23 protein-coding genes and 1 tRNA gene are annotated in these 23,641 nt (G+C 64.0%); 14 read left to right on the top strand and 10 right to left on the bottom strand.

Going from position 1 to position 23,641, the window contains the following annotated elements; translation table 11 throughout:
• Nucleotides 1-97 precede the first annotated feature (97 nt).
• The 5 genes from AUC70_RS11720 to cysN are packed head-to-tail and all read left to right on the top strand — an operon-like array spanning nucleotide 98 to nucleotide 6,516.
• On the top strand, nucleotides 98-2,122 hold the full coding sequence (locus tag AUC70_RS11720; RefSeq protein ID WP_069445006.1) for an ABCB family ABC transporter ATP-binding protein/permease: 2,025 nt from the start codon (nucleotides 98-100) through the stop codon (nucleotides 2,120-2,122).
• Nucleotides 2,097-2,801, top strand: coding sequence for a phosphatidylserine decarboxylase (locus tag AUC70_RS11715; RefSeq protein ID WP_069445005.1), 705 nt, complete (start codon nucleotides 2,097-2,099; stop codon nucleotides 2,799-2,801). Before AUC70_RS11720 ends, AUC70_RS11715 begins: the two co-directional genes overlap by 26 nt.
• Nucleotides 2,802-2,807: 6 nt before the next feature.
• Nucleotides 2,808-3,692 (top strand): CDP-diacylglycerol--serine O-phosphatidyltransferase, encoded by an 885-nt coding sequence (gene pssA / locus AUC70_RS11710; protein ID WP_069445004.1) that lies wholly within the window; start codon nucleotides 2,808-2,810, stop codon nucleotides 3,690-3,692.
• On the top strand, nucleotides 3,689-4,597 hold the full coding sequence (gene cysD / locus AUC70_RS11705; RefSeq protein WP_069445003.1) for a sulfate adenylyltransferase subunit CysD: 909 nt from the start codon (nucleotides 3,689-3,691) through the stop codon (nucleotides 4,595-4,597). Before pssA ends, cysD begins: the two co-directional genes overlap by 4 nt.
• Nucleotides 4,597-6,516 (top strand): sulfate adenylyltransferase subunit CysN, encoded by a 1,920-nt coding sequence (cysN, locus tag AUC70_RS11700; RefSeq protein ID WP_083241502.1) that lies wholly within the window; start codon nucleotides 4,597-4,599, stop codon nucleotides 6,514-6,516. The genes cysD and cysN overlap by 1 nt, the downstream gene beginning before the upstream one ends.
• Before the next feature lie 59 nt (nucleotides 6,517-6,575).
• Here cysN and AUC70_RS11695 read toward each other — a convergent pair whose 3' ends face one another.
• Together AUC70_RS11695 and AUC70_RS11690 are read right to left on the bottom strand one after the other, a co-directional pair.
• The gene (locus AUC70_RS11695) at nucleotides 6,576-7,094 is read right to left on the bottom strand and encodes a hypothetical protein (RefSeq protein WP_141702094.1); all 519 of its coding nucleotides are present in this window, start codon (nucleotides 7,092-7,094) and stop codon (nucleotides 6,576-6,578) included.
• Nucleotides 7,095-7,368: 274 nt separating this feature from the next.
• Nucleotides 7,369-8,358, bottom strand: coding sequence for a CFI-box-CTERM domain-containing protein (locus tag AUC70_RS11690; protein WP_069445001.1), 990 nt, complete (start codon nucleotides 8,356-8,358; stop codon nucleotides 7,369-7,371).
• Nucleotides 8,359-8,547: 189 nt separating this feature from the next.
• Here AUC70_RS11690 and AUC70_RS11685 point away from each other — a divergent pair, with 189 nt between their 5' ends.
• Nucleotides 8,548-9,102: a hypothetical protein gene (locus AUC70_RS11685; RefSeq protein WP_069445000.1), complete on the top strand. Its 555-nt coding sequence runs from the start codon at nucleotides 8,548-8,550 to the stop codon at nucleotides 9,100-9,102.
• The gene (locus tag AUC70_RS11680) at nucleotides 9,099-9,965 is read left to right on the top strand and encodes an OprD family outer membrane porin (RefSeq protein ID WP_069444999.1); all 867 of its coding nucleotides are present in this window, start codon (nucleotides 9,099-9,101) and stop codon (nucleotides 9,963-9,965) included. The genes AUC70_RS11685 and AUC70_RS11680 overlap by 4 nt, the downstream gene beginning before the upstream one ends.
• 44 nt (nucleotides 9,966-10,009) lie before the next feature.
• On the opposite strand, the gene AUC70_RS11675 is transcribed toward AUC70_RS11680, so the two are convergent.
• From AUC70_RS11675 to AUC70_RS11665, 3 genes are all read right to left on the bottom strand, one after another.
• The gene (locus AUC70_RS11675; RefSeq protein WP_069444998.1) at nucleotides 10,010-10,867 is read right to left on the bottom strand and encodes a universal stress protein; all 858 of its coding nucleotides are present in this window, start codon (nucleotides 10,865-10,867) and stop codon (nucleotides 10,010-10,012) included.
• A gap of 9 nt (nucleotides 10,868-10,876) precedes the next feature.
• The gene (locus AUC70_RS11670; protein ID WP_069444997.1) at nucleotides 10,877-12,361 is read right to left on the bottom strand and encodes a SulP family inorganic anion transporter; all 1,485 of its coding nucleotides are present in this window, start codon (nucleotides 12,359-12,361) and stop codon (nucleotides 10,877-10,879) included.
• Between the two features lie 240 nt (nucleotides 12,362-12,601).
• Nucleotides 12,602-12,675: transfer RNA gene (locus AUC70_RS11665), tRNA-Gln, on the bottom strand.
• Between the two features lie 218 nt (nucleotides 12,676-12,893).
• Here AUC70_RS11665 and AUC70_RS11660 point away from each other — a divergent pair.
• The 3 genes from AUC70_RS11660 (at nucleotide 12,894) to AUC70_RS11650 (ending at nucleotide 16,046) form a co-directional block, all read left to right on the top strand.
• Nucleotides 12,894-13,520 carry a hypothetical protein gene (locus AUC70_RS11660; protein ID WP_069444996.1) on the top strand — a complete coding sequence of 209 codons (627 nt, stop codon included), beginning with the start codon at nucleotides 12,894-12,896 and terminating at the stop codon, nucleotides 13,518-13,520.
• 141 nt (nucleotides 13,521-13,661) lie between these two features.
• The gene (locus AUC70_RS11655) at nucleotides 13,662-14,525 is read left to right on the top strand and encodes a leucyl/phenylalanyl-tRNA--protein transferase (RefSeq protein ID WP_069444995.1); all 864 of its coding nucleotides are present in this window, start codon (nucleotides 13,662-13,664) and stop codon (nucleotides 14,523-14,525) included.
• A gap of 162 nt (nucleotides 14,526-14,687) precedes the next feature.
• Nucleotides 14,688-16,046: a Ppx/GppA phosphatase family protein gene (locus tag AUC70_RS11650; protein ID WP_244505602.1), complete on the top strand. Its 1,359-nt coding sequence runs from the start codon at nucleotides 14,688-14,690 to the stop codon at nucleotides 16,044-16,046.
• On the opposite strand, the gene AUC70_RS11645 is transcribed toward AUC70_RS11650, so the two are convergent.
• A complete protein-coding gene (locus AUC70_RS11645) occupies nucleotides 16,043-17,470 on the bottom strand; it encodes a DHA2 family efflux MFS transporter permease subunit (RefSeq protein ID WP_069444993.1) in 1,428 nt (475 codons plus the stop codon). The two genes, AUC70_RS11650 and AUC70_RS11645, sit on opposite strands and share 4 nt — an antisense overlap.
• Nucleotides 17,471-17,592: 122 nt before the next feature.
• Here AUC70_RS11645 and AUC70_RS11640 point away from each other — a divergent pair, with 122 nt between their 5' ends.
• The 3 genes from AUC70_RS11640 (at nucleotide 17,593) to AUC70_RS11630 (ending at nucleotide 20,185) form a co-directional block, all read left to right on the top strand.
• Nucleotides 17,593-18,318: an RlmE family RNA methyltransferase gene (locus AUC70_RS11640; RefSeq protein ID WP_069444992.1), complete on the top strand. Its 726-nt coding sequence runs from the start codon at nucleotides 17,593-17,595 to the stop codon at nucleotides 18,316-18,318.
• 114 nt (nucleotides 18,319-18,432) lie between these two features.
• On the top strand, nucleotides 18,433-19,485 hold the full coding sequence (locus AUC70_RS11635; protein WP_069444991.1) for a methyltransferase domain-containing protein: 1,053 nt from the start codon (nucleotides 18,433-18,435) through the stop codon (nucleotides 19,483-19,485).
• A 19-nt stretch (nucleotides 19,486-19,504) separates the two neighbouring features.
• A complete protein-coding gene (locus tag AUC70_RS11630) occupies nucleotides 19,505-20,185 on the top strand; it encodes an MIP/aquaporin family protein (protein WP_069444990.1) in 681 nt (226 codons plus the stop codon).
• Here the strand turns inward: AUC70_RS11630 and AUC70_RS11625 are convergent.
• The 4 genes from AUC70_RS11625 to AUC70_RS11610 form a co-directional block, all read right to left on the bottom strand.
• Nucleotides 20,154-20,573, bottom strand: coding sequence for a tellurite resistance TerB family protein (locus tag AUC70_RS11625; RefSeq protein ID WP_141702093.1), 420 nt, complete (start codon nucleotides 20,571-20,573; stop codon nucleotides 20,154-20,156). The genes AUC70_RS11630 and AUC70_RS11625 overlap by 32 nt on opposite strands.
• A 94-nt stretch (nucleotides 20,574-20,667) precedes the next feature.
• A complete protein-coding gene (locus AUC70_RS11620) occupies nucleotides 20,668-21,342 on the bottom strand; it encodes a DJ-1/PfpI family protein (RefSeq protein WP_069444988.1) in 675 nt (224 codons plus the stop codon).
• The gene (locus AUC70_RS11615) at nucleotides 21,339-21,965 is read right to left on the bottom strand and encodes a pyridoxamine 5'-phosphate oxidase family protein (RefSeq protein WP_069444987.1); all 627 of its coding nucleotides are present in this window, start codon (nucleotides 21,963-21,965) and stop codon (nucleotides 21,339-21,341) included. The genes AUC70_RS11620 and AUC70_RS11615 overlap by 4 nt, the downstream gene beginning before the upstream one ends.
• Before the next feature lie 7 nt (nucleotides 21,966-21,972).
• Nucleotides 21,973-22,575: a glutathione S-transferase family protein gene (locus tag AUC70_RS11610; protein WP_069445119.1), complete on the bottom strand. Its 603-nt coding sequence runs from the start codon at nucleotides 22,573-22,575 to the stop codon at nucleotides 21,973-21,975.
• Between the two features lie 116 nt (nucleotides 22,576-22,691).
• Between AUC70_RS11610 and AUC70_RS11605 the strand changes: the two genes are divergently transcribed.
• Nucleotides 22,692-23,606, top strand: coding sequence for a LysR substrate-binding domain-containing protein (locus tag AUC70_RS11605; protein ID WP_069444986.1), 915 nt, complete (start codon nucleotides 22,692-22,694; stop codon nucleotides 23,604-23,606).
• The last annotated feature ends 35 nt before the right edge of the window (nucleotides 23,607-23,641 follow it).

Here is a 23,641-nt window from a genome sequence, read left to right as displayed (position 1 = left end):
TCCCGCCCAGTTTAGGGGCCGCGGCCTCGCGCCTTGAGCATCCGACCGGTACAAGCGAGAGCGCGGCGCGACAGCCCGTTGAAAGTAAAGCCGTTTTATGAGAGACCGACTGCCGCAATCGACCAGCGACGCCCTGCTTTCGGGCAAGGCCAGCCAGACGTCCGTCTTAGGCGAGCTGCTGCCCTATGTCTGGCAGAAGGGGCGGCGCGATCTGCATACGCGCGTGGTACTGGCGTTCATCGCGCTTGTGCTGGCCAAGCTGGTCACGCTGGCGGTCCCGATCGCCTACAAGAACGCGGTCGACTACCTGACCGGCGCCGAGCAGAGCTCGGGTGTCGCGGCGGGCACGGGCTTCCTGGGTCTCGCGATCGTCCCGGCCATGCTGATCGTGGCCTATGGCGTTGGGCGCATCCTCATGGTGCTGTTTGCCCAGCTCCGCGACGTGATCTTCACGGTCGTGACCCAGAATGCGGTTCGCCAGCTCGCGAACCGGACCTTCCGCCATCTTCACAGCCTGTCCCTCAAGTTCCACCTGGAACGGCGCACGGGCGGGCTGAACCGCGTGATCGAGCGCGGTGTGAACGGCGTCGACACAATTCTGCGGATGGCGATCCTGAACATGATCCCGACGGCGGTGGAACTCGTCATGATCGCGGGGCTTGTCGCCTGGTATTTCGGCTGGGTGTATGTCGCCGTGCTGTTCGTAATGGTCGTGGCCTATGTGTGGTTCACCTTCTTCGCCACCGAGAAGCGTCTCGCCATTCGCCGGGACATGAACGAGAGCGACACGGAGGCCAACTCCAAGGCCGTCGATAGCCTGCTCAATTTCGAGACCGTCAAATATTTCGGCAACGAGGATCTCGAGGCCCGGCGCTTCGATGCGTCCATGGCGCGCTACGAGAAGGCGGCGGTCCGCACCTTCACCACGCTCGGGTTTTTGAACTCCGGACAGGCCATCATCTTCAGTACCGGCATGGTCGTGTGCATGCTGCTCGCCGCGCGCGACGTCTCCCAGGGCATCCTGACCGTAGGCGACTTCGTGATGATCAACGCCATTCTCATCCAGCTCTTCATGCCGCTGAATTTCATGGGCATGGTCTATCGCGAGATCAAGCAGGGGCTGGTGGACATGGAGACCATGTTCGCGCTTCTGAAGGAGCCCGCCGAGATCGTCGACCGTCCGGACGCGAAGCCGCTGCGCGTCGACAACGGCGCGATCGCTTTCAAGAACGTCTCCTTCGCCTACGAGCCGGGCCGTCCCATTCTCAAAGACATTTCCTTCGAGGTGCCTCCGGGAAAGATGGTCGCCATCGTGGGGCCCTCCGGCGCGGGCAAGTCGACCATCTCGCGCATTCTGTTCCGCTTCTACGAGGTGAACCAGGGCGAGGTCACGATCGACGGACAGAACATCCAGGACGTGACCCAACGCTCGCTGCGCGCGGCGATCGGCATGGTTCCGCAGGATACGGTGCTGTTCAACGACACGATCGAATACAACATCCGCTACGGGCGCCCTGATGCGACCGAGGCCGAGGTTCACGAGGCGGCCCGGCTGGCGCAGATCGATGGATTCATCCTGGCGCTGCCGCAAGGCTATGCCGCGCTTGTCGGCGAGCGCGGCCTGAAACTGTCCGGCGGCGAGAAGCAGCGCGTGGCTATCGCCCGGACGATTTTGAAGGCACCGCCCATTCTGATGCTGGACGAGGCGACGTCTGCGCTCGACAGCCACACTGAGAAAGAGATCCAGGATGCGCTCGAGCAGGTGGCGCGCGATCGCACGAGCCTCGTCATCGCGCACCGGCTCTCGACAGTAGTCCACGCTGACAACATCATTGTGCTCGACCAGGGGCGGATCGTGGAGCAGGGGCGGCATGCCGAGCTTCTGGCGAAGGACGGTCTTTACGCGAGCCTGTGGGCCCGGCAGCGCGAGGCGGACGAGGCCCGCGAGATTTTGGCGCATGCGCGCGAGCCGACGACGGCGAGGAGCAGCGCGATGGACGGCTGGACACGGGTTCGCCGGATGAGCCTATTGACGGCGATCGGCTTGAAGAGGACGAGTTGCTGGCGTCGAGCTAGCCACGGTAACGGGAGAGTTTATGGACGACCGGCACAGCCTGCTTGATACAATTGCGAACGCCTTCGTGCCCATCCACCCGGATGGCTACAAGTTCGTGGCCATCGGTGCGATCGCGACGCTGGTCCTATTTCTATTCGCGCCAGCGCTCGGCTGGCTCTGCGCGCTACTGACCGTGTTCTGCGTCTATTTCTTCCGCGACCCGGAACGGGTGACGCCGGACCGGCCGGGGCTCGTGGTGAGCTCGGCGGACGGCAAAGTGTCGGCCGTGGTCGAAGACGTCATGGCGCCGCGGGAGCTCGCGCTGGGGACGGCAGAGCTGACGCGCGTCTCCGTCTTTCTGTCCGTGTTCGACGTACACATCATCCGCGCGCCGGTCGGCGGCAAGATCATCCACAGCACGTATGTGCACGGCGCCTTTTTCAATGCCGAGCTCGACAAGGCGAGCGAGGAGAACGAGCGCCAGGCCTTCGTGATCGAAACCAAGTCCGGAACCAAGATCGGCGTCGTCCTCATTGCCGGGCTGGTGGCGCGGCGTATCGTCCCCTTTGTGGGCGATGGTGATAGTCTGGAGGCGGGACAGCGGATCGGCTTGATCCGTTTCGGAAGCCGTGTGGATCTGTATCTGCCGCAGGACAGCGACGTCTTGGGCGAGGTGGGTCAGACGGCCATCGCCGCCGAGACGGTACTTGCCGTCTTGCCGGGCGAGGCCAAGGGAAGGGCTTAAGCGCCGATGTTTCCTCCTTTCGATCCGGATCGGGACGACCGAAAGCTGCGGCAGCGGCTGCTGGTGCGCGGCGAGGTCCCTATCCGTGTTCTCATCCCAAATATCTTCACGCTCGTCGGGCTCTGCGCGGGGCTGACCGCGATCCGTATGGGGATCGAGCATCGCTGGGACATGGCGGTGGCGGCGCTGGTCTTCGCGGCCTTTCTGGACGGGATCGACGGACATGTGGCGCGCCTCCTGAAAGCCTCGACGCGCTTCGGCGCGGAACTGGACAGCCTGGCCACTTTCGTCAATTTCGGCGTGGCGCCGGCGATCATCCTCTTCGCCTGGTCCTTGGAGGATCTGCGCAGTCTAGGCTGGGTCGCGGTCCTGATCTTTGCGGTCTGTTCGGCCTTGCGGCTGGCCCGTTTCAACGTCTCGCTCAGCCAGACCGATCAGCCCATCTGGAAGAAATCGTTCTTTGTGGGGGTGCCCGCGCCGGCCGGCGCCATCATCGTCCTGCTGCCGATCTACGCTCAGGATCTGGGGCTTCATTGGCCCAGCCTCACGCCCCTGGTGCTGCTCTACACGATTGGCGTGGCGCTGCTGATGGTGTCGAACGTGCCGACGTTCTCGATCAAGATGGTGGGGCAGCGGATCCACCGCGAATATGTGCCGCCCCTTTTTGTTCTGGCGGCTCTTTTTATTGCCTTGCTCTTGACCTATCCAGCCCAGACCCTGTTTGTGGGCTCCCTGGTCTATCTGGCGCTGCTGCCCGTCAGCGCGTACCGCTACCTCATCGCAAAACGGAAAGCGGAAGCATTTGCCAAGGCACAGAACGGTGCGGGCACGGAACGAGACATTGGCTCGGACAAGGAGCCTGAGACGACACGTATGAGTACGGATTTATGAAGCAGGTTCTTTCGTCCTATCTCCGCCAGCTCGAGGCGGAAAGCATCTACATCATGCGCGAGGTTGCCGCGGAGTTTCGCAACCCGGTGATGCTGTATTCCATTGGCAAGGACTCGGCGGTGCTGCTGCACCTGGCGATGAAGGCCTTCTATCCCGGCAAGCCGCCCTTTCCGTTGCTCCACGTCGATACGACCTGGAAGTTCCGGGAGATGATCACGTTCCGGGATGCGGAAGCGAAGCGCCTCGGGGTGGACCTCACGGTCCACATCAACGAGGAGGGCGTTCGCAACGCCATCTCGCCGATCACCCACGGAAGTGCTCTGCACACGGACATCATGAAGACCGAAGCCTTGAAGCAGGCCTTCGCCAAGTACGGCTTCGATGCGGCTTTCGGCGGTGCGCGCCGCGACGAAGAGAAGTCGCGCGCGAAGGAACGCGTCTACTCGTTCCGGAACGCGTCGCACAACTGGGATCCGAAACGTCAGCGGCCCGAGCTTTGGCACCTCGCCAACACCAAGGTGAATCCCGGCGAGAGCATGCGCGTGTTCCCCTTGTCCAACTGGACCGAACTCGACGTGTGGACGTACATCTACCTGGAAGACATTCCCGTAGTGCCGCTGTATTTCGCGAAGGAACGTCCCGTGGTCGAGCGCGACGGTACGCTGATCATGGTGGACGACGACCGGCTGCCGCTCGAGGAGGGCGAGACGCCGCAGATGCGCAAAGTGCGCTTCCGCACGCTGGGCTGCTATCCGCTCACCGGCGCCATCGAATCCGAAGCGACGACATTGCCCGAGATCATTGAAGAACTGATCGCTTCCCGCCATTCGGAACGGCAGGGACGCGTCATCGATCACGACCAGGTCGGCTCGATGGAGAAGAAAAAGCAGGAGGGCTACTTCTAATGGCACGTCTCAGTGTGGTTGGCGGCACGAACGACGGTGCCAGCGACCGGCTCGCTGCGCGTCTCGTCGCCGAGGAAGATCGCGGCCTCTTGCGGTTCCTGACATGCGGGAGCGTGGATGACGGCAAGAGCACGCTGATCGGCCGACTTCTGTACGACTCCCAGCTCGTCTTCGAAGATCAGCTGAAGGCCGTGCACAGGGAGTCGAAGCGGCCCAATTCGACCATGGGTGCGGAGATCGATTTGTCTCTCCTTGTCGACGGTCTCCAGGCCGAGCGCGAGCAGGGCATCACGATCGACGTGGCATATCGCTATTTCTCGACGCCCCAGCGGAAGTTCATTGTTGCCGATACGCCGGGCCATGTGCAGTACACACGGAACATGGCGACCGGCGCGTCGAACTGCGACTTCGGCGTGCTCCTGATCGATGCGCGCCAAGGCGTGCTGACCCAGACGCGTCGCCACGCCTGCATCCTGTCTCTGCTGGGCATCAAGAAGGTCGCGCTGGCCGTCAACAAGATGGACCTGATCGATTTCGACCAGGAGCAGTTCCAGGCGATCGTGGACGACTTCACGGCTTTCGCCGAGCCTCTGGGTTTCGAGTCCATCGAGGCCATCCCGGTCTCGGCCTTGAAGGGCGACAACGTCACGGCCCCCAGCGCTCATATGCACTGGTATCACGGCCCGACGCTGCTCGGACATTTGGAGACGGTCGAGGTCAGCCGCAGCCGAGACAAGGATCCGTTCCGGTTCCCGGTGCAGTGGGTGAACCGGCCGCATCTGGATTTCCGCGGGGTCTCGGGCACCGTAGCCGGTGGCCGCATCGCGCCGGGCGACGAGGTTGTCATCCATCCGTCCGGCAAGCGCGTGCATGTCGCGCGGATCGTGACGGCCGATGGTGATCTGGATGCCGCGCAGGAAGGGGATGCAGTGACGCTGACCTTCGCGGAGGAGGTCGACGCAAGCCGTGGCGATGTGATCACGACACCCGACTCCGAACCGTCCGTCGCGGATCAGCTTGCCGCGAGGATCATCTGGTTCGACGAAGAGGCCATGCTGCCGGGGCGCAACTACACGATCCGGTGTGGCACCCAAAGCGCCACGGCCACCGTGTCGTCGCTCAAGTACAAGCTCAATGTCGACAATCTGGATCATGTCGCGGGCAAGACCTTGGAGATGAACGAGGTGGGGCTGTGCAATCTCAGCATGACCAAGCCTCTCGTCTTCGATCCCTATGGCGACAATCCCGAGACCGGCAGTTTCATCCTGATCGATCGCTTCACGAACGCGACGGTCGCGGCCGGTATGGTCGAGTTCGGTCTTCGCCGCGCCACGAACGTGAAGTGGCAGGAACTGTCCGTCGACAAATCATCCCGTGCGGGTCTCAAGGGACAAAAGCCTTGCGTGCTGTGGTTCACCGGTCTGTCCGGGTCCGGCAAGTCGACGATCGCCAACGCGCTCGAGAAGAGGCTGCATTCGCTCGGCCGCCACACCTACATGCTCGACGGCGACAACATTCGCCACGGGCTCAACAAGGACCTCGGCTTCACGGATGCGGATCGGGTTGAGAACATCCGGCGCGTTGCGGAAGCGGCTCGGCTGTTCGTCGATGCCGGTCTTATCGTGATGGTGTCGTTCATCTCACCGTTCCGCTCGGAGCGGCGCATGGCGCGCGACATGGTCGGTGAAGGCGAGTTCATCGAGATCTATGTCGATACGCCACTCGAGGTCTGCGAAGCCCGGGATCCGAAGGGCCTGTACCGCAAGGCGCGCGCCGGCCTGATCAAGAACTTCACCGGCATCGACTCGAGCTACGAACGGCCGGAGTCGCCGGAACTCGATCTGAATACGAGCGAATTGACGCCGGAAGTCTTGGCCGAGCGGGTTCTAGTCGAGCTCAGACGCCGGGACGTCGTCTAGCACGCGCCGCACCGCACTGCCGCCGCGCCTGCTGGAGGCAGGCGCGGCGGCGTCCGGTGTTACGCCGCGAGTGCAAATACAAGCGCGATCGTCAGGACAGTCAGCGTCACCGCCGAGGCGACCGAGCCCGCGACAATCAGACCGGCTCTGCGCTGCCGTTCCTTGAAGTCCCGGATCAGCCCCCGAAGTTGAGGGTCGGCCGCTTGGGTCGATCGGGCCCGCGTGCCGCGACGATGCGGAGTGGAGGCCGCTTTGCCATCATCGCGTTCGCCTGCGTGAGGGCTTTCCGGGACGTCCTCCTGTGTCTCGCCGGCCTGACGGCCGAGATAGGCCTCGACGAAGTCGAGATTGGCCGGCGGGGAGACGAAGTCGACGGCCATATCGGCGTCGACGAACACTTCGGCCGCGGGTGGTGCAGACAGGCGGTGGATGCCGCGGACCTCGCCGAACTCCTGGGTGAAGGTGGCGCGCCGGGACTCGTGCAGCGCTTCCTGGAGCAACGCCGTCGCCCGATGGACGGGATGCGTGACGGGGTTGCGAGACGGACCCGTCGGCAATGGCAGGCTGAATTCAGGCATCGAAGAAGTTCCCTCTTTTGGCGGCAGCGTCCCGAGTTTGAAAGCCGGTCCGTACGCGCCTCACGCCCCCGTTCCCCAGACCGTCGGCCCCAATGCGCGGCAGCCAAGACCTCTTTTGGTGCCGCGCTGGGGCCCGCTGACAGCCCGTGAGGACGCCGCCTCGGCCTTGCCGAGTGGCGGCGCTCCTTGAGACCCAATGCGCGAACGGGAAGTTCAGTTCCCGACAATTGTAGGGGTATTGAAATTTAGTGGATCGGCGCTCGGGTACGCCTCGTTACGCCTTTCCGGGCGACCCGCGATGCGGGCGAGACAGCGCCACCAGCATCCGCCGGTAGAGCGCGTAGGCCAGCCGGTCGAGGCCGAACCTGGCCGCAAGCGCGGCCGGCAGGACGTAGCGGGCATAGAGGCGGAGCAGGGCCTTCTCGGGATCATCCGCGTTTACGCGAAGCCGTTTGAGAAGACGCGGCGCGAGGTCGTAATAACGTGTGATCTCCGCGGAGCCCCCGGCGCGGGCGGCAAGGACATCGTCGCGATAGCGGCGGAGGGTTCGGAGCTCGAAACAGTCGTCGGCCAGACCCAGAACCTCGCAGCAGGCCGTGGTGATGAAACAGCCTTCCGCCGAGGCGCATTGCTTGTTGTCGCGTTCGGTCGCCAGCGCGTCGCGCCGTGCGGTCGCCCAGTCGAGAGCCTGCCGCAAAATCTTGCAGTCGAGCGTGAAGCGGCAGTCCGCGTCGTGGCGCGCAAGGTGCAGTGTGATGTCCATCCGGTCTGCGTCACGGAGCAAGGGCGCCGTTGCGAGCGGCAGAACGATGCCGACCGTGTTGTCGTAGATGTCGGTGCAGTTGCCGCAGAGCGGCGTATCCACGACCACGTCGCTGCCGGGCGCCGTGGCCTTGAACCGGCTGTCCGGGTCCAGGAGCAGAGTTTCCGGCAACGCTGTCCCCTCGGCGCTGCCTTCGAGAAAAATGCGTCCGGCGAACTCCGAATTGACCTCGGCGCTCAGCAGAACAGTGCAGGTCTTGGGATCGACCGCGGCGATATTGTTCTGAATTGCACCGGCGCTGATATCGCTGGCCTGCCCCGTCCAGCCGCCGAAGGTCTTGGTGTCGACGCAGTCCGGTTCGGACGCGGTCTCGTCGTCAGGCTCTTGGTCTTCCGGCTTTTCGTCCTGTGCTCTGGCCGGCAAGGGAAGCGCCAGCAAGCGGGAGCCGGCAAGTGTGCCCAGGAGAATGCCGAGCGCGCGGCGGCGGGTCTGTGTCAACATCAGGCTGTCTTTTGGGGCGGTTGGTGACTCTGGTGGATGCGATCCTAGCAAGGCCAGGGGCTTAACGGCAGGCGGGCAGCAAGTCCATCCTCCCAGCATGGTCTTGCCGGATGGTGATATCAGGGCCGGAATCGGGCGTGGTGCGATAGACTGGTGGCGGGACGACGGGGAATCAAAGAGGGCAATCCAGTGAGGCGGCATGGGCCGGGGCGGGCAATCCGATATCTTGCCTTCTTCGCAGCAACTGTTCTCGTTTGCGCCGCGCCGTCTTTCGCCCTGGCGCAGGAAGCCCTCGACTATCCTATCCCGTCGAATGCCGGCGAGGCCCTGAGCCCGATTCGCGAAGGCTTCACGGTGCCGCTGCACCCGCGGGATGATCTGCGGGGGCCCGCGCCTATGGTGGACCCGCGCGACTTGCGTCTCGAGGCGGCGCGGCAGACGCGTTGGCCCAACTTGCCGGCCTTTATCCGCGACAGTTCTATGCGCCTCGACAACCGTACGTATTGGTTCGACGAACATGATTTCGGGTACAGCACACCGAAAGCCTTCACGACGGGCGGTTCGATCTCCCTCGAGTCCGGTTATCTCGCCGACTTTTTCCAGCTGCGGAGTGTCCTTTACACAACGCAGCCGCTCTACGCGAACGCGGCTGCCGGGAGTCGCTCAATCTGTCATGGGACGGCAATCAGATCACGACACTGGGCCAGCTCAATGGCCGCTTACGGTTTGCCGGTCAGCAAGTGACCGTCGGACGTCAGATCGTCCGCACGCCCTACGTAAACCCTTACGACTCGCGGATGATCCCGATCACCTTCGAGGGCATCGTTCTGGTGCCGGACGACCAGGGGCCCGACCAGACCGTCGACTACATCGCCTCCTATCTCACCCGATACAAGCCGCGGAACCAGGCGAACTTCATCCCGTTCAGCGAAGGGCTCGGCGTCCCGCAAGACGAGGGGGTTCTCATCACCGGTGCGAGCTACCACAAGAACGGCTTCAACATCGGCGGCACCAATTATTGGATCGCCGACACGCTCAACACGGCCTATGGCGAGATCGACTATCTTCTGCCGTTCGGCGAGGGCAATGGCGGGCGCGGCCCGCAATTGCGCGTGGGCGCGAATATTCTGGATCAGCGCACGGTGGGCGCATCGATGATCGCCGGTGCGCCGTATGAGACGTATCAGGCCTCGGCGCGTTTCGTCGCGAGCTACCGGGGCCTCGTGCTCGAAGGGGCGGTGTCCAAGACCGGTGACGAAGCCAGTATTCAGAAGCCGTTCGGTTACAGCGCCTCCTACGCCGGGATGCTGGTGACGAATTTCGAGCAGGCCGGTGTCGACGCCTTTCTCCTGTCCTTATCCTACGATTTCGCGCGGCTCGGCTTGGACGGCGTCAAGTTCAAGGCAGCCTTCGGTAAGGGCTGGGGGATCGAAGATCCTGTGACGAATGGAGACTTCTCCAACCAGCAGGAACTCGATCTGCGCTTTGTTTACGAGCCGCCGCGCGGGGCGCTGCAGGGCCTGCGCGTCGAGGTCGAATATATCGATTGGACGTCTTCGACGACGCCTTGCCGAGCGATGATCTCACCCAGTTCCGGACAATCGTGAACTACACCGTGCCGTTGCTGTAGATGCCGAAGCCAAGGTCCCGCTCAGCGCATGAGCACGACCGGCACTTTGCAGGAGCGGATCATCTCGGTGGTGGTCGAGCCGATCACCAATGTCCGGATGCGCGAATGGCCGTAGGCGCCCATCACCAGAAGATCAATGCTTTCATGTTCGACGAAGTCGCCCAGCGCCGTGCTGGGTTGGCCCTTCAGCACGCGCGTCTCCGCCTTGTGGCCCCAGGCGGTCAGCGTCGCGCCGGCCTCGTCGAGGTCGGTGTGTCGCGCTTCGCCGTTCTCATCGCCGACCGTCGCGACGACGACGTCAAGCCCTGTAAAGAGCGGGTCGCGGGCGACATACTCCACGGCCTTCATCGATGACGCGCCGCCGTCATAGGCTATCAGCACACGGCGTATCGCTTGGAAGGCGCGGTTTGCGACGAATACCGGCTTGTAGCTGGCGCGTACGATCCGCTCGAAGTTCGAACCCAGATGGGGATTGTCGAGGCCGGCCGCTTCGCCGCGCTTGCCGATCAAAATCATATCGGCCTCGCCTTCTTTGGCGGTGACGGTTGCGACGATGTCGTCATAGCGCAGGCGTGTGACGACGTCGGAGACTCCTTGCGCCTCGATCAGCGCTTTGGCGTCGTCGAGGATCGCGCGCCCTTGCGCCTGGGCGAGCTTGCCGTGCTGCTCGTCCAACGTGCTGAGTTTTTCCAGGAGGTCCGTACGGGCACCAAGCGCGATGGAGCCGGAGAGATCGCGCTTGCCGAGGGCATGACGCGGGTCGAGCACATGGTAAAGCTGCACCTGCGCGCCCGTGCGGGAGGCGATCCAGGCGGCATAGCGGCACAGGCTTTCGGAATAGGCCGATCCGTCGACCAGCGCCATCAGGATTGCGGACATGGATTCCCCCTAGTGCTCCATCAGCCTGTCCATCGCGCCTGGCTTGTCGTGCACCGCCAGGCTGTCGACGATCGTCTCGGAAGCTTTGTTCATACCGACTATTTTCACCTCGGCACCTTCGCGGCGAAACTTCAACACCGCCATGTCTAGGGCCGCGACCGACGAGACGTCCCAGATATGAGCGCGGCTGACGTCGATGGTGACACGCTCCAGCGCCTCCTTGAAGTCGAATGCGGCCATGAAGTCCTCCGCCGAGGCGAAGAAGAGTTGTCCTTCGATGACGTAGGTCCGCTCTCGCCCGTCGGGCGAAATCTCGGATGTGACGCGGAAGAGCTGGGCGATCTTGCCTGCGAAGAAAATGCCGGACAGCAAGACGCCCGTCAGCACCCCAATGGCGAGATTGTGCGTGTAGACGGTTGCCACCACGGTCGCGAGCATCACGATCGAGGAGGAGCGGGGATGATCGCGCAAATTCTTGATCGACGACCAGGAGAAGGTGCCGATCGAGACCATGATCATGATGGCCACGAGGGCCGGCATCGGAATCTGGCCCACGATATCGCCGAGCACCACGATCATGAACAGGAGCATCGCGCCCGCCGTAAACGTCGAAAGCCGGCCCCGGCCGCCGGACTTCACGTTGATCATCGACTGTCCGATCATGGCGCAGCCCGCCATGCCGCCGATGAAGCCGGTGCAGGTGTTGGCGATTCCCTGGCCGATACATTCCTGATTGCGGTCGCTGGGCGTGTCGGTCAGATCATCGATGATGGTTTGGGTCATCAGGCTCTCGAGCAGGCCGACGGCGGCTATGGCAAGCGAATAGGGCAGGATGATCTGCAGCGTCTCGAGAGTGAGCGGGATGTCGGGGATCAGAAACACGGGCAGCGTGTCGGGTAGATCCCCCATATCGGAGACCGTGCGCACGTCGAGATCCAGCGCCATGGAGACGGCGGAGAGGACAATGATGGTGATGAGCGGCGAGGGGATCGCCTTGGTCAGCATGGGAAACAGATAGATGATGGCGAGCCCGGCGGCGACCATGACATAGGTCACCCAGGTCACGTTTGTCAGTTCGGGAAGCTGCGCCAGGAAGATCAGTATCGCCAGCGCATTGACGAACCCGGTGATCACCGACCGTGAGACGAAGCGCATGAGATAGCCGAGCTTCGCAAAGCCGGCGCAGATCTGAATGACGCCCGCCAATACGGTCGCGGCCAGCAAATACTGGAGGCCGTGCTCCTTCACCAAAGTCACCATGACGACAGCCGTCGCCGCCGTGGCGGCGGAGATCATGGCCGGCCGGCCGCCGGTGATTGCGACAATCACCGCGATGGCGAAGGACGCATAAAGACCGACTTTCGGGTCGACTCCGGCGATGATCGAGAACGCGATGGCCTCGGGGATCAACGCCAACGCCACGACGAGCCCGGCGAGAATGTCGCCGCGGACGTTTCCGACCCATTGGTCGCGATAGGCGTAAAGTGCGTTCATGCTCACCCCGAGATAAGGCCGTCGCTTCGGCCATTCGGACGGGACATGCGGCAGCTAGACGATGGTCAGGAAGATTGGCGGTCGGCGGAATTCCCGGCAGAGGCCAGGGCCCGGCAACACAGGTGCTTGATATCGGAGATCGCGGCGAGGACAAACGCGCGAATGCGCGCAGGGGTGCCCGTGGCGGGTGTGCCTCGATCCGGGAATGAACGGCTGGAAAGCTGCTGAAGACTGAAGATTTGGCTGGGAGACTAGGATTCGAACCTAGATTGACGGAGTCAGAGTCCGCTGTCCTACCATTAGACGATCTCCCACCAAGCCTGGCGGTGCTGGCCCGTCTAGGGGCCAGGTCGCGATCCGAAGCACGGAATTGGGCGTTTCTTCTAGTCGCTGGGGAGGGCGCTTGGCAAGTCCGTCTGTGCGGCAAAGTCCTCATCGAGCAGGTTTTGCCGCCTGTCCGCGCCGGGGCGCTGGAGGGCCCAGCAGGGCCCCAGTAACACATTGTCCAGAAACTCACTCTATCCTGCCGCGCATGAACGAGGTTTCACCATCGGCGAATCGCATCTCCGCGGCGCTCCGGGCCCTGCGGCAGGTCTATGCCGACAGCGCAACGGACAAGGCCGTGCTGGGGCTGAAATGCCTGCAGGCCGTGATGGTGGAACTGGCCGCGGACGGCGTGCCGGCCGACGATCTCAAGCCGCTCGTGGACCTCGAAACGGTGGTCGCGGCGTCCGCGCCTGCGGCGGCGACGTCTACTCCTACTCCTACTCCTACTCCTGCGCCCGCTCTGGCTGAACGTCAGCGTGACCGGCGCCGAAAAGCCCCTCCAAGTAATGCGCTGCTTGCCAGATCGGCGGCCGTGATCGACCTCCTGGTCAAGGACGGCCAAGGCGAGGAGGGGGCCGCGCAGACGGTTATGCGGCATTTGCTCGTGGCGGGTGTGCCTGCGCCCGAGCGGGGCGGCGACTCTCGCGGCTGGCGCCGGCTCCTCGAGTTTCGCAACACGCTGGTTCACGGTGGCGGGCCGGAAGAAGCGCGCGTGGAATATGCCGCTTTCGCCCGCGAGCTCGAAGAGATTCCGCCGGCGCAGCGCGTCCATACCGCGCTGAGCGAAAAGCTTTGGGACCGCCGGCGTCAGGCCAGGCGGCAGGCAGGCTAGCATCTCCGGTTAAACCTGATCCGCAGACGGACACGTGCGGGCGCGACGCCCTGCCGAGGCCGTCTCGGGCGAAAGGGCTGCAGACGGACCCAAAAGGATTTGAACTTGAACGGACAATCAACGCGTTCTGAGGAGCCATCGGTGGCGTCGCGCCGCGCCGCGCTGTTCCGGCAGAAGCACACGACCGCACTCTACCGCTGGGTGATCGGCACCGCGTGGGCGCTGCGGCCGAAGCGGATCGCCAATTTCGTAACGACCGCCCGGGTCATGCTTTCCCATGTCCTTCAGCCAAGCCGGCCCCTGCCGGACCCCACGACGCTCCCTGCCGATCAGGAGATCATTGGCATAGCGACCGACCTGTCGCCGGGTGTCCTGAGGGATGCCTATCTGCGCGGGCTCTCTCCGGCCGGACACCTTCCCCCGCCCAAATGGATGTACCCGCGGGAGCGTGCCGTGGTGCGGCCGCACGACTTTCACATTTCCAGCCGGCTGCGTGGCATGATGCGGAAGAACCGCTACCGGATCACTTTCGACACGGATTTCGAGGGCGTGATTGCAGCCTGCGCCGAACCGCGCCGGGGCTGGCTCAGCCTCACCTGGATCACGCCGCGCATCATGGCGGCCTATGCCAAACTGTTCGACGAAGGCCATGTGCATTCCTTCGAGGTTTGGAACAGCGATGGCGAGCTAGCGGGCGGCGGCTACGGCGTGGCCGTGGGCCGCGTCTTCGTGATCGAGTCGCAGTTCTTCCGGGAGTCGAATGCCTCGAAGATCGGCTTTGCGGTGCTGGCGTGGCATCTGGCGAAGTGGGGCTTCGTCCTCATGGACAACAAGTGGCTCACGCCTGCGACGGAACGCGCGGGCTTCAAGGACATCCCCCGCAAAGAGTATCTCGCTCAGTTGCCGGAGCGCTGGGACCCGCCCATTCATCCCGGCCGCTGGCAGTCCGAAGCCGATTCGAAGACCGTCGCTGCCGGACCTCCGGAGCCGACGCCAGCCCGCTGACAGGTCCGCTGAGCGGCGCGCCGGCCCCGCCCGTCCGGCCCCCGCTCGCTCTCGGGCTTTACCTGCCTGAACAGATTGGTAGATTGGTCTCATAGGACCAATGCTGTGGCCGCTGGGAACGGGCGAGGAAGCGCCCTCTGGCAGGCTCGAGAGGTTGAAATTGTGACTGGGCCGAGCGGAATTGCCCGCACGGCTGCCGGGAATCCGCGCCGCGAGGATTTGGCGCGAAATCCCGATGTTTCGCGTGACGCCGGCGCGCTGCCTTGCGCCACTGCCATGCGGAACGATGCCGGCGAGAGCGGCGCTGTGAGTGCCGCGGCGCCAGGGATGTCCGCGCCTGCGGGCGTTTCAGTGGCAAGCCCTGCCGGGGCAGCCAGCGATGTGGGCGGCGGCGTGCGCAACGCGCGCGGATCCGCACGTCTCGGCCAAGCCGTTTACGGCGCCCTTGATCTCGGAACCAACAATTGCCGTCTGCTGGTCGCGAAGCCGTCGCGCCGGGGGTTCGTGGTGGTCGATGCGTTCTCGCGAATCATCCGTTTGGGCGAGGGCGTGCAGGCCACGGGCGAACTTGCGGAGAGCGCGCAAAAGCGCACTATCGCGGCCTTGCGCATCTGCGCGGACAAGATGCGCCGCCGTGGCGTCACGCGCTCGCGGCTGATCGCGACCGAAGCCTGCCGGATCGCCACCAACGGGGCCTCCTTCATCGACCGTGTCGAGAACGAGACGGGGCTCGCCTTGGAGATTGTCGGGCGCGAAACGGAAGCCAAGCTCGCCGTTTCGGGATGCGCTTCCCTACTGGACAGCGGATGCGACTGGGCGCTCGTGTTCGACATCGGTGGCGGCAGTTCGGAACTGATCTGGCTCGACCTTCGCAAGCTCGGGAAGGACTGGAAGCAGTCCGTGCAGAGCCGCGCGGCCATCCAAGACGCGATCGCGGCCTGGACCTCCTTGCCGCTCGGCGTCGTGAACCTGGCCGAGCGCCATGGAGGCCACGAAGTCACGGCCGACAGCTACGAAGCCATGGTCGAAGACGTGGCGGGCGCGCTCGCGGGTTTCGAGTCCCAGTACCGGTTTGGCGAGCGGGTCGCCCACGACAGGGCGCATTTTCTCGGCACGTCAGGCACGGTGACGACGATTTCCGGCATACACCTCGGCCTGCCTCGCTACGACCGGTCGCGCGTGGACGGCTGCTGGCTCAAGGCCACCGATGTGCGGCGGGTCTCGGGCGATCTGATCGGCATGAGCTACGCCGAGCGTATCGCTCAGCCTTGCATCGGTCACGAACGGGCCGATCTCGTCTTGGCGGGCTGCGCGATCCTCGAAGCCTTGCTTCGCACTTGGCCTTGCCAGCGGTTGCGCGTGGCTGACCGGGGATTGCGCGAAGGCATCCTCACGACGCTGATGGCCGAGGATGGACATGACCGCAAGACGCCGCGCCGGCGCCGTCGGAAGGGGCGAGGGCGTGGCAAGTCTGCAAGCGGCAAGTCCGCCAACAGCAACGTCCAAACGCGAAACGCCTAATCTTCAGGGACGAGTTCGGGCTGCTTGTCCGGTTCACCGAGCTGGTGAGCCTTGCGCGAGAGGCTTGCGCCCGCGTCTTTCGGCAGGCGCGTGAAGACGAGCGCGGAGCTTGCGCAGATCGCGCCGACGATCAGGAAAGCCAACGTGAAATCGCTGGCTAGAACCTCGTGGCTCTCCCGGCCCGCGCGTTGGAATTCGAGCACGAGCGCGCCGACGGCGACGCCGGCCGACATGGAGAGTTGCTGCGACACGCTGGCGAAACTCGTCGCCTTGCTCATCTCGTGCTCGTCGATATCCGCGTAAGCAATCGTGTTGATCGCGGTGAATTCCAGGGAACGGAAAAAACCTCCCACAAGCAGTGTGGCGAGGATCACCGCATGCGGCGTGGCGACCGTGAAGAGGGCATACGCCATGATGAAGAACGCCGCGACGAGGGCGTTCCACACAAGAATTGGCCTGTACCCGAACCGGCGCAGGATGGGTGCTGCCGTGGTCTTCATGGCGACGGCGCCGACGGCGATGGCGAACGTGAGTAACCCCGACTGCAAGGGGGTCATGCCGAAGCCGAGCTGAAAATACAGCGGCAACAGGAAGGGCGTGGCGCCGACGCCGATCCGAAACAGGAACCCGCCCGCGATGTTGGCGAAGAAGGTGGGGATCTTGAGCAGGCGCAAGTCGAGCAGCGGCGCCGGAATGTTCAAGGCGTGGCGCACGTAGAGGACGCAAGAAATGGCGCCCGTCGTGAGCAGGGCGACTACGAACCAGGGCGGAAACAGCGGCTGACCGATAATGGTGAAGCCGAAGGCAAGCCCCGAGAGCCCAATGCCGGACAGGAAGAACCCTTTGACGTCGAGCGGCGGGACTTTGTCCTCGCGAAAGTTCTCGATGAAGCGTGTGGCGAGGTAGATACCGAGCAGACCGACCGGGATATTGATCCAGAAAATCCAGCGCCAGGAGAACACGGTGGTGATGAACCCGCCTAAGGGCGGGCCGATCACCGGCCCCATGAGCGCGGGCACGGTGAGCCAGGCGAGGGCCGAGATCAGTTCCGATTTCGGGACCGAGCGCAGGATCACGAGCCTTCCGACCGGCACCATCATCGCGCCGCCCATTCCTTGCAGGACGCGAAAGAGGATGAAGTCCAGCAGCGAGGTGGCGAAGCCGCACGCCGCCGATCCCACCGTGAAGACGACAATGGCCGCGCGAAAAACCGTCCGGGCGCCAAACCGGTCTGCCATCCAGCCACTGACTGGTATAAAGACCGCAAGCGACAGCAGATAGGATGTGAGCGCCAGCTTCAGCGCAATCGGATCTTCGCCGAGATCGGCCGCGATCGCCGGTAGCGACGTGGCGATGATGGTCGAGTCCATGGTTTCCATGAACAGAGCGACCGCGACGATCAGGGTAATGAAGTAGCGGGGCATGGGGCGGGTGTTACAAGAGTGGTGGGCAGGACATGCGCTCCCCTGCCTATTCGGTCAAGAGCGTGCGGCGATAGGGCAGGCAGGCTGGTCGTAACGGACAAGCGGCGATAGAAGCAGGCGGTATGGCGAGAGGCGGAAAGAGCGGACCGAGGGATGGAACGGGCCGGCGCGGGCTGACGGTGCGCGTCAAGACCGCGAAAGGGCGGAAGCTCGCCTCGACGCGCTGGCTGCAGCGGCAGCTGAACGACCCGTATGTCGAAGAGGCAAAGCGCCAGGGCTATCGCAGCCGGGCGGCCTTCAAGCTCCTGGAGATCGACGACAAGCAGCATCTGCTTAAGCCGGGCGGGGTTGTGGTCGATCTCGGCGCGGCGCCGGGCGGGTGGAGCCAGGTGGCGGTCGCGCGCGTCAAGGCGGACTCTGGCAACGGCAGGGTCATTGCCGCGGATATCAACGAGATCGAGCCGGTGCCGGGGGCCGACTTCATGCAACTGGACGTCACTGATGCAGGTGCCGGGGACGCGATCCGCGACGCGCTGGGCGGCGCGCGCGTCGACGTGGTGATGTCGGACATGGCCGCCTCGTCCACGGGCCACCGCCAGACGGACCATTTGCGCGTGATCGCGCTGGCTGAGGCCGCGCTCGACATCGCCGAGGATATACTGAAGCCGGGTGGGGCTTATCTCGCCAAGGTGCTGCAGGGTGGCGCGAGCGGTGACCTGCTGACCCGGCTGCGCCAGAACTTCGGCAAGGTCGCCCATGTGAAGCCCAAGGCCAGCCGGCAGGACTCAGCGGAAGTCTATGTGCTGGCCACGGGCTATCGCGGGCCGGGCCGTGAGGATGTCTCTTAGCGCCAGTTCACGCGACTGTGCTGTCCTGTGTGCTGCAGCGCGCCACCGACTTTTGATAGTGTGGCGCCACGAACCGGCGGCATTGGGGCTAGCGGGGAATTCCGGAGCGGTGCGATGAACATCGAGGTGGTCAAGGAGTACTACGGCAAGGTCCTGAAAGGCTCGGGGGATCTGCAGACGAGCGCCTGCTGCGACGCTGCCGAGACACCCCGGTATCTCACCGAACTGATCGCCAACGTTCATGACGAGGTTGCCGCCCGCTATTACGGCTGCGGGCTGTGCATCCCCACGGCGCTTCAGAACTGTAACGTGCTGGATCTCGGCTCCGGCACGGGGCGGGACGTCTACATCCTGTCGCAACTGGTTGGCGAGGCCGGCTCCGTGACCGGCGTGGACATGACCGCCGAACAGCTGGCGACGGCCGACGCCCATCGGGATTGGCACGCCAAGAAGTTCGGCTATGCCAAGTCCAATGTGCGGTTTCTGGAAGGCTATCTGGAGAAGCTGGACGCGCTCGATCTCGAACCCGGCTCCTTCGATGTCATCGTATCCAACTGCGTCATCAACCTGTGCATGGACAAGCCGGCGGTGCTCCGCGGCGCCTACGATCTTCTGAAACAGGGCGGTGAACTCTACTTCGCCGATGTCTATTGCGACCGGCGGTTGCCGGACGAGCTGCGCGCCGATCCGCTCCTCTATGGCGAGTGTCTCGGCGGGGCGCTCTACTGGAACGACTTCCTACCGATGGCCAAGCAGGCGGGTTTTCTCGACCCGCGCCTTGTCAGCAGCCGCCCGATCGAAATCGACAATCCGGACATGCGCGAGAAGCTCGGGAACGCGCGTTTCTTCTCGGCGACCTACCGCCTCTTCAAGCTGGACGATCTCGAGCCGGCTTGCGAGGACTACGGCCAGGCGGTCATTTACCGCGGCGGCGTTTTCGAACAGCCAGAGACGTTTGTCCTCGACGACCATCACCTGATCGAGAAGGACCGGATCTTTCCGGTGTGCGGCAATGTCTGGCGGATGCTGGCAGATACGCGCTTCGCGCCGTATTTCAATTTCGTCGGTGACTTCTCCAAACATTTCGGTATTTTCCCGGGCTGCGGAACGCCGTCGCCATTCGAGGACGCGGACAAAGCGGGGAACGGATCAGTCAGCTGCTGCTAGCGCGGCAGACGGGGGGACTATGACGTTCGATTTCACGCGGCGGCTCTGTGCCGAGGCGCTGGGCACGTTTTTTCTTGTGATGGCGGTCGTCGGGTCCGGCATCATGGCGGAGACCCTTGCCGGCGGGAACGTGGCGCTGGCGCTTCTCTGCAACACGATCGCCACAGGCGCGGTCCTGTTCGTCATCATCACGATCTTCATCGACGTCTCGGGGGCGCATTTCAACCCGGCGGTCAGCTTCGCGATGCTCCTGCGCGGATCGCTCCCGCGCGGCGAAGTGCTGCCGTATATGGCCGTGCAGATCGTGGGCGGATGCTTGGGCGCGATTGCGGCCCATTTGATGTTCGGCCTCGACGCGATCCAGATCAGTCAGCACACAAGGACCGGGTTCGGGCAGTGGCTCGGCGAGTTCATCGCCACGTTCGGGCTCGTGGCCACGATCCTCGGCTGCGTCCGCTTCAATGTCGCCGCGATCCCGGCTGCGGTCGGTCTCTATATTACGAGCGCGTACTGGTTCACGTCCTCGACGTCGTTCGCCAATCCGGCGGTGACGATCGCCCGCGCCATCAGCGACACGTTCTCAGGGATCGCTCCGGCCCATGTGCCGGCTTTTCTGCTGGCGCAGTTCGTGGGCGCCGCCGCGGCGGTTCTGTTGTTCGGTTGGTTGCTCAGGCCCGGCTCGGAGAGCCACGACAGCTAGGTCTGTGAGGGAGGTGTTTCGACCTCCGCCAGGATCGCCTCCAATTCGGAGGCCGGGAGCGAAGCGCTCCGGCGACCCTGTCGAGCGTGTCGCGCTCGGCTTGCGAAACATGATTGTTGACGGCGAGGGTCCGATAGGCCCCTTGCATGATGGCCGTCTTTGCTTCGGGCGAGAAGCTGCCGGCGACCTGCGACAAGTCCTGGGCCACATCTCGCCGGGCATAGACTTGGACCGCCGACACGACGCCGCCCACATCCACAGGCCGTCCGGTCAGCTCTTGATAGACGCGTTGGATGAGGTCGACCTCGCGGGCGTCGAGCCTTTGATCGGCCGCGGCCATTGCGGCCATGGTCCTGAGGACCCAGTCCGCCTCCATTGCCGTCGTCATTGTGAGCCGCTCCACCGTAACGAGCACGCCCGTCGCAAGGGGTGCGACTCACAATCTCTGCATTCTTCAGCCCCGATCAAGGGGCAGGGGGCGTCTAGCCGGCATATTCTATGTCGTTGCGATAGACCTCGTAGGCGGCAGCATATTCCATGATGCGTGCGACTTCGGAGATGAAGTCTTCCGGGTAGCCGGCGCGGCGCAGCAGGTGGAAACCCATTTCCATGCCGGACGCGATGCCGCCCGCGGTCACGATCCGCCCCGCATCGACGACGCGCGCGCGCGAGATCTGGGCCTTTGGGGCTATTTCCGCGAGGCGGTCGATCGGAACTTTGCCGGCGCCCGAGGCCTCGAGCCGATCCGGCTCCTTGCGGTTGGTGGCGGGTAGGCCGTCCAGCAGACCCATGGCACCGTAGATCCACGAGCCTGTGCAGACGCTTGTAATCAGAGTCTTTTCCGGGAGCGACCGGATGAAGGCATGGAGCCGCTGGTTGTGCATCTCCTGGCGCGTGCCGAACCCGCCGGGGATCAGAAGTGCGTTCATGTCCGGCGTATCGTTGAAGCTGTAGTTCGGGATCACCGTCAGGCCCGCCTGGGCCTGTACGGGCCGCATGGCGTCCGAAACGAGAAACGCGTCGAGCTCCGGGTCGAGACGGCGGGCCACCGAAAACACGCCATGCGGCGCGGCGAAATCGACGATCTCGGCGTCCTTGAACACATAGACACCGAGGCGAAATCCGGGCGTCTTGGGGTAGCTGCGATGGGCGGTCACGTGGCGTCTCCTGATGCGGTGTTGTTGTCGGTGAGTTGTCTCCGAAGGCGTGCGTTCTCCGCTTCCAGCGCGGTGACACGCTCGGCAAGCGGCTCGACGTCCTCGGCGAAGACCATGAGCGGAATGTGCTGGGGGCAGTTCGTGTCCCAGGAGTTCACGGTGAAGACGAGGGCCGCCTCGGGACGCGCCACGTAATTGTCGGGCATCAGCCGGTCGATGAGCGCGTCGTCGTTCTCCACCACCTTTGCCGTGCCCCAGATCTTCACGCGGCGGCGCGTGCGGTAATCCATGATGAAGATCATCGCCTTCGGGTTCTCGTCCAGATTGCCGGTAGAGATGTATTGCCGGTTGCCCGAGAAGTCGGCGAAGGCCAGCGTGTTCTCGTCGAGTACATGCAGGAAGCCGGGCGGGCCCCCGCGATGCTGGATGTAGGGCTGGCCATCGCTGCTGGCGGTCGCCAGGTAGAACGAGCGGGCGTTCGCAATGAAGTCGGCAAGACCGTCATCGACGAACGTCCGGGTCGTGCCTTTGGCTTCCATCCGGGCATAGCCCTCACGCGAGCCGCGGCGGGTCTGCGCCGCCTTGACCGAGGGCGTGAAGGTTATGTCCATCCAGGTGCGCATGGGGGGCCTACAGCGCCGGCATGGCGACGAAGCCGGGGAGGGCCTTGATGCGGCCGACCCAAGCCTGGATCGCGGGATAGGAGTCCAGCGGCACGCCGCCTTCATGGCCGAGGGCCACGTAGGGCATGCAGGCAATATCCGCGATGGTGGGCCGGTCCAGCGCCAGCCATTCGTTCTCTTCGAGGTGCGTCTCCAGCAGGCCGAGAATACTGGCTGCGTTCGCCCGCGCTCCGTCCGCATCGACGGGGAAGCCGAACTTGTCATGGAGGCGCGCGTCTCCAGGGCCGCGGGCGATTTCGTTCTCCGCCACCATCAGCCAGTTCACGACACTCGCCATACCGACGGGGTCCGTGGGCAGCCAGTTCTCGCCGCCATATTTGCGGGCGAGGTAGACCAGGATGGCTTGCGAGTCGCGCAAAACGACGTCGCCGTCTTGCAGCACGGGAACCTGGCCGAACGGGTTCAGGTCGATGAACGGACTTTGCTTGTGGGCTCCCGCCATGAGGTCGACGGGCTCAAGCGCAACATCCAGCCCAAGCAGGGCGCAAAAGAGTCGGACTTTGTAGCAATTCCCAGAGAGTTCCATGTCGTACAGAGTGCGAGCGGTCATTGAGCGTTCCCTTCCGGCGGTGTGGCTGCGGTGTGTCCCCATCCATATGGCTTATTCCGCTTTTGTGCGGTATGGATGAAATCGTGGATATATCCTTCCATAATACGGGATAATAAATGGACCGGCTGGGAGCGATACGGGTGTTCGTGGCGATTGCCGATGCGGGCTCGCTTTCGGCGGCCGGGGAGCGGCTCGGCATGCCGCTGACTACGGTGAGCCGCCATCTCAAGGCGCTGGAAGACGCCCTCAACACGCGTCTTGTCACCCGGACGACGCGGCGACTGGCTCTGACGGAGCCGGGGCAGACCTATTTGGAGACATGCCGCCGGGTTCTCGGCGACCTCGACATGGCTGAACGCCATTTGGCCGGCGAGAAGGCGGAACCCCGCGGCCTGCTGGCGCTGACGGCGCCCAGCCTGTTCGGGCGGTTGCATGTACGCCCGGTGGTGAGCGCCTATCTGGACGCCTATCCGCAAATGACCGCGCGCATGCTCCTGGTGAACCGGGTGGTGAACCTCGTTGAGGAGGGACTCGATGTCGGGATCCGCATCGGCCATCTCCCGGATTCGGCGATGCGCGCCACCACACTAGGCACGGTCCGGCTGATCTGCTGCGCCAGTCCCGCCTATCTCGAGGCGGCCGGCGTGCCAGCGGAGCCGAGAGATCTGCTCGACTATTCCTGCATCACCTTCACCTCGTTCTCACAGCCCGATCGCTGGGGATTTCCGGGGAGCGGCGGTCCGGAGAAGCGGAAGGCCCAGAACGTTCCGGTCGAGCCCCGCTTGATCGTCAACACGGCAGAGACGGGGATCGACGCTGCGGTGTCCGGTCTCGGCATCGTTCGGGTTCTCTCCTACCAGGCGCAGGCGCCCCTGAAAGACGGGTCGCTGTGCCGGGTCCTCGAGGACTTCGAACCGGAGCCGCTTCCCGTCAGCCTCGTGCACCGGGAGGACCGTTTGCCGCAGCCGAAAGTCCAGGCGTTTTCGGAGATTGCAGTGCCTTTGTTACGCAAGGCTCTCAAGACCCTCTGAAGTCTGAGGGTAACGCCCCGCCATGGCTTTCCAAC

The organism is Methyloceanibacter stevinii (assembly GCF_001723355.1).
GTDB lineage: Bacteria > Pseudomonadota > Alphaproteobacteria > Rhizobiales > Methyloligellaceae > Methyloceanibacter > Methyloceanibacter stevinii.
The sequence above is the reverse complement of the archived record's forward strand: the minus strand, read 5'-3'. Positions and strand labels throughout refer to the sequence as shown.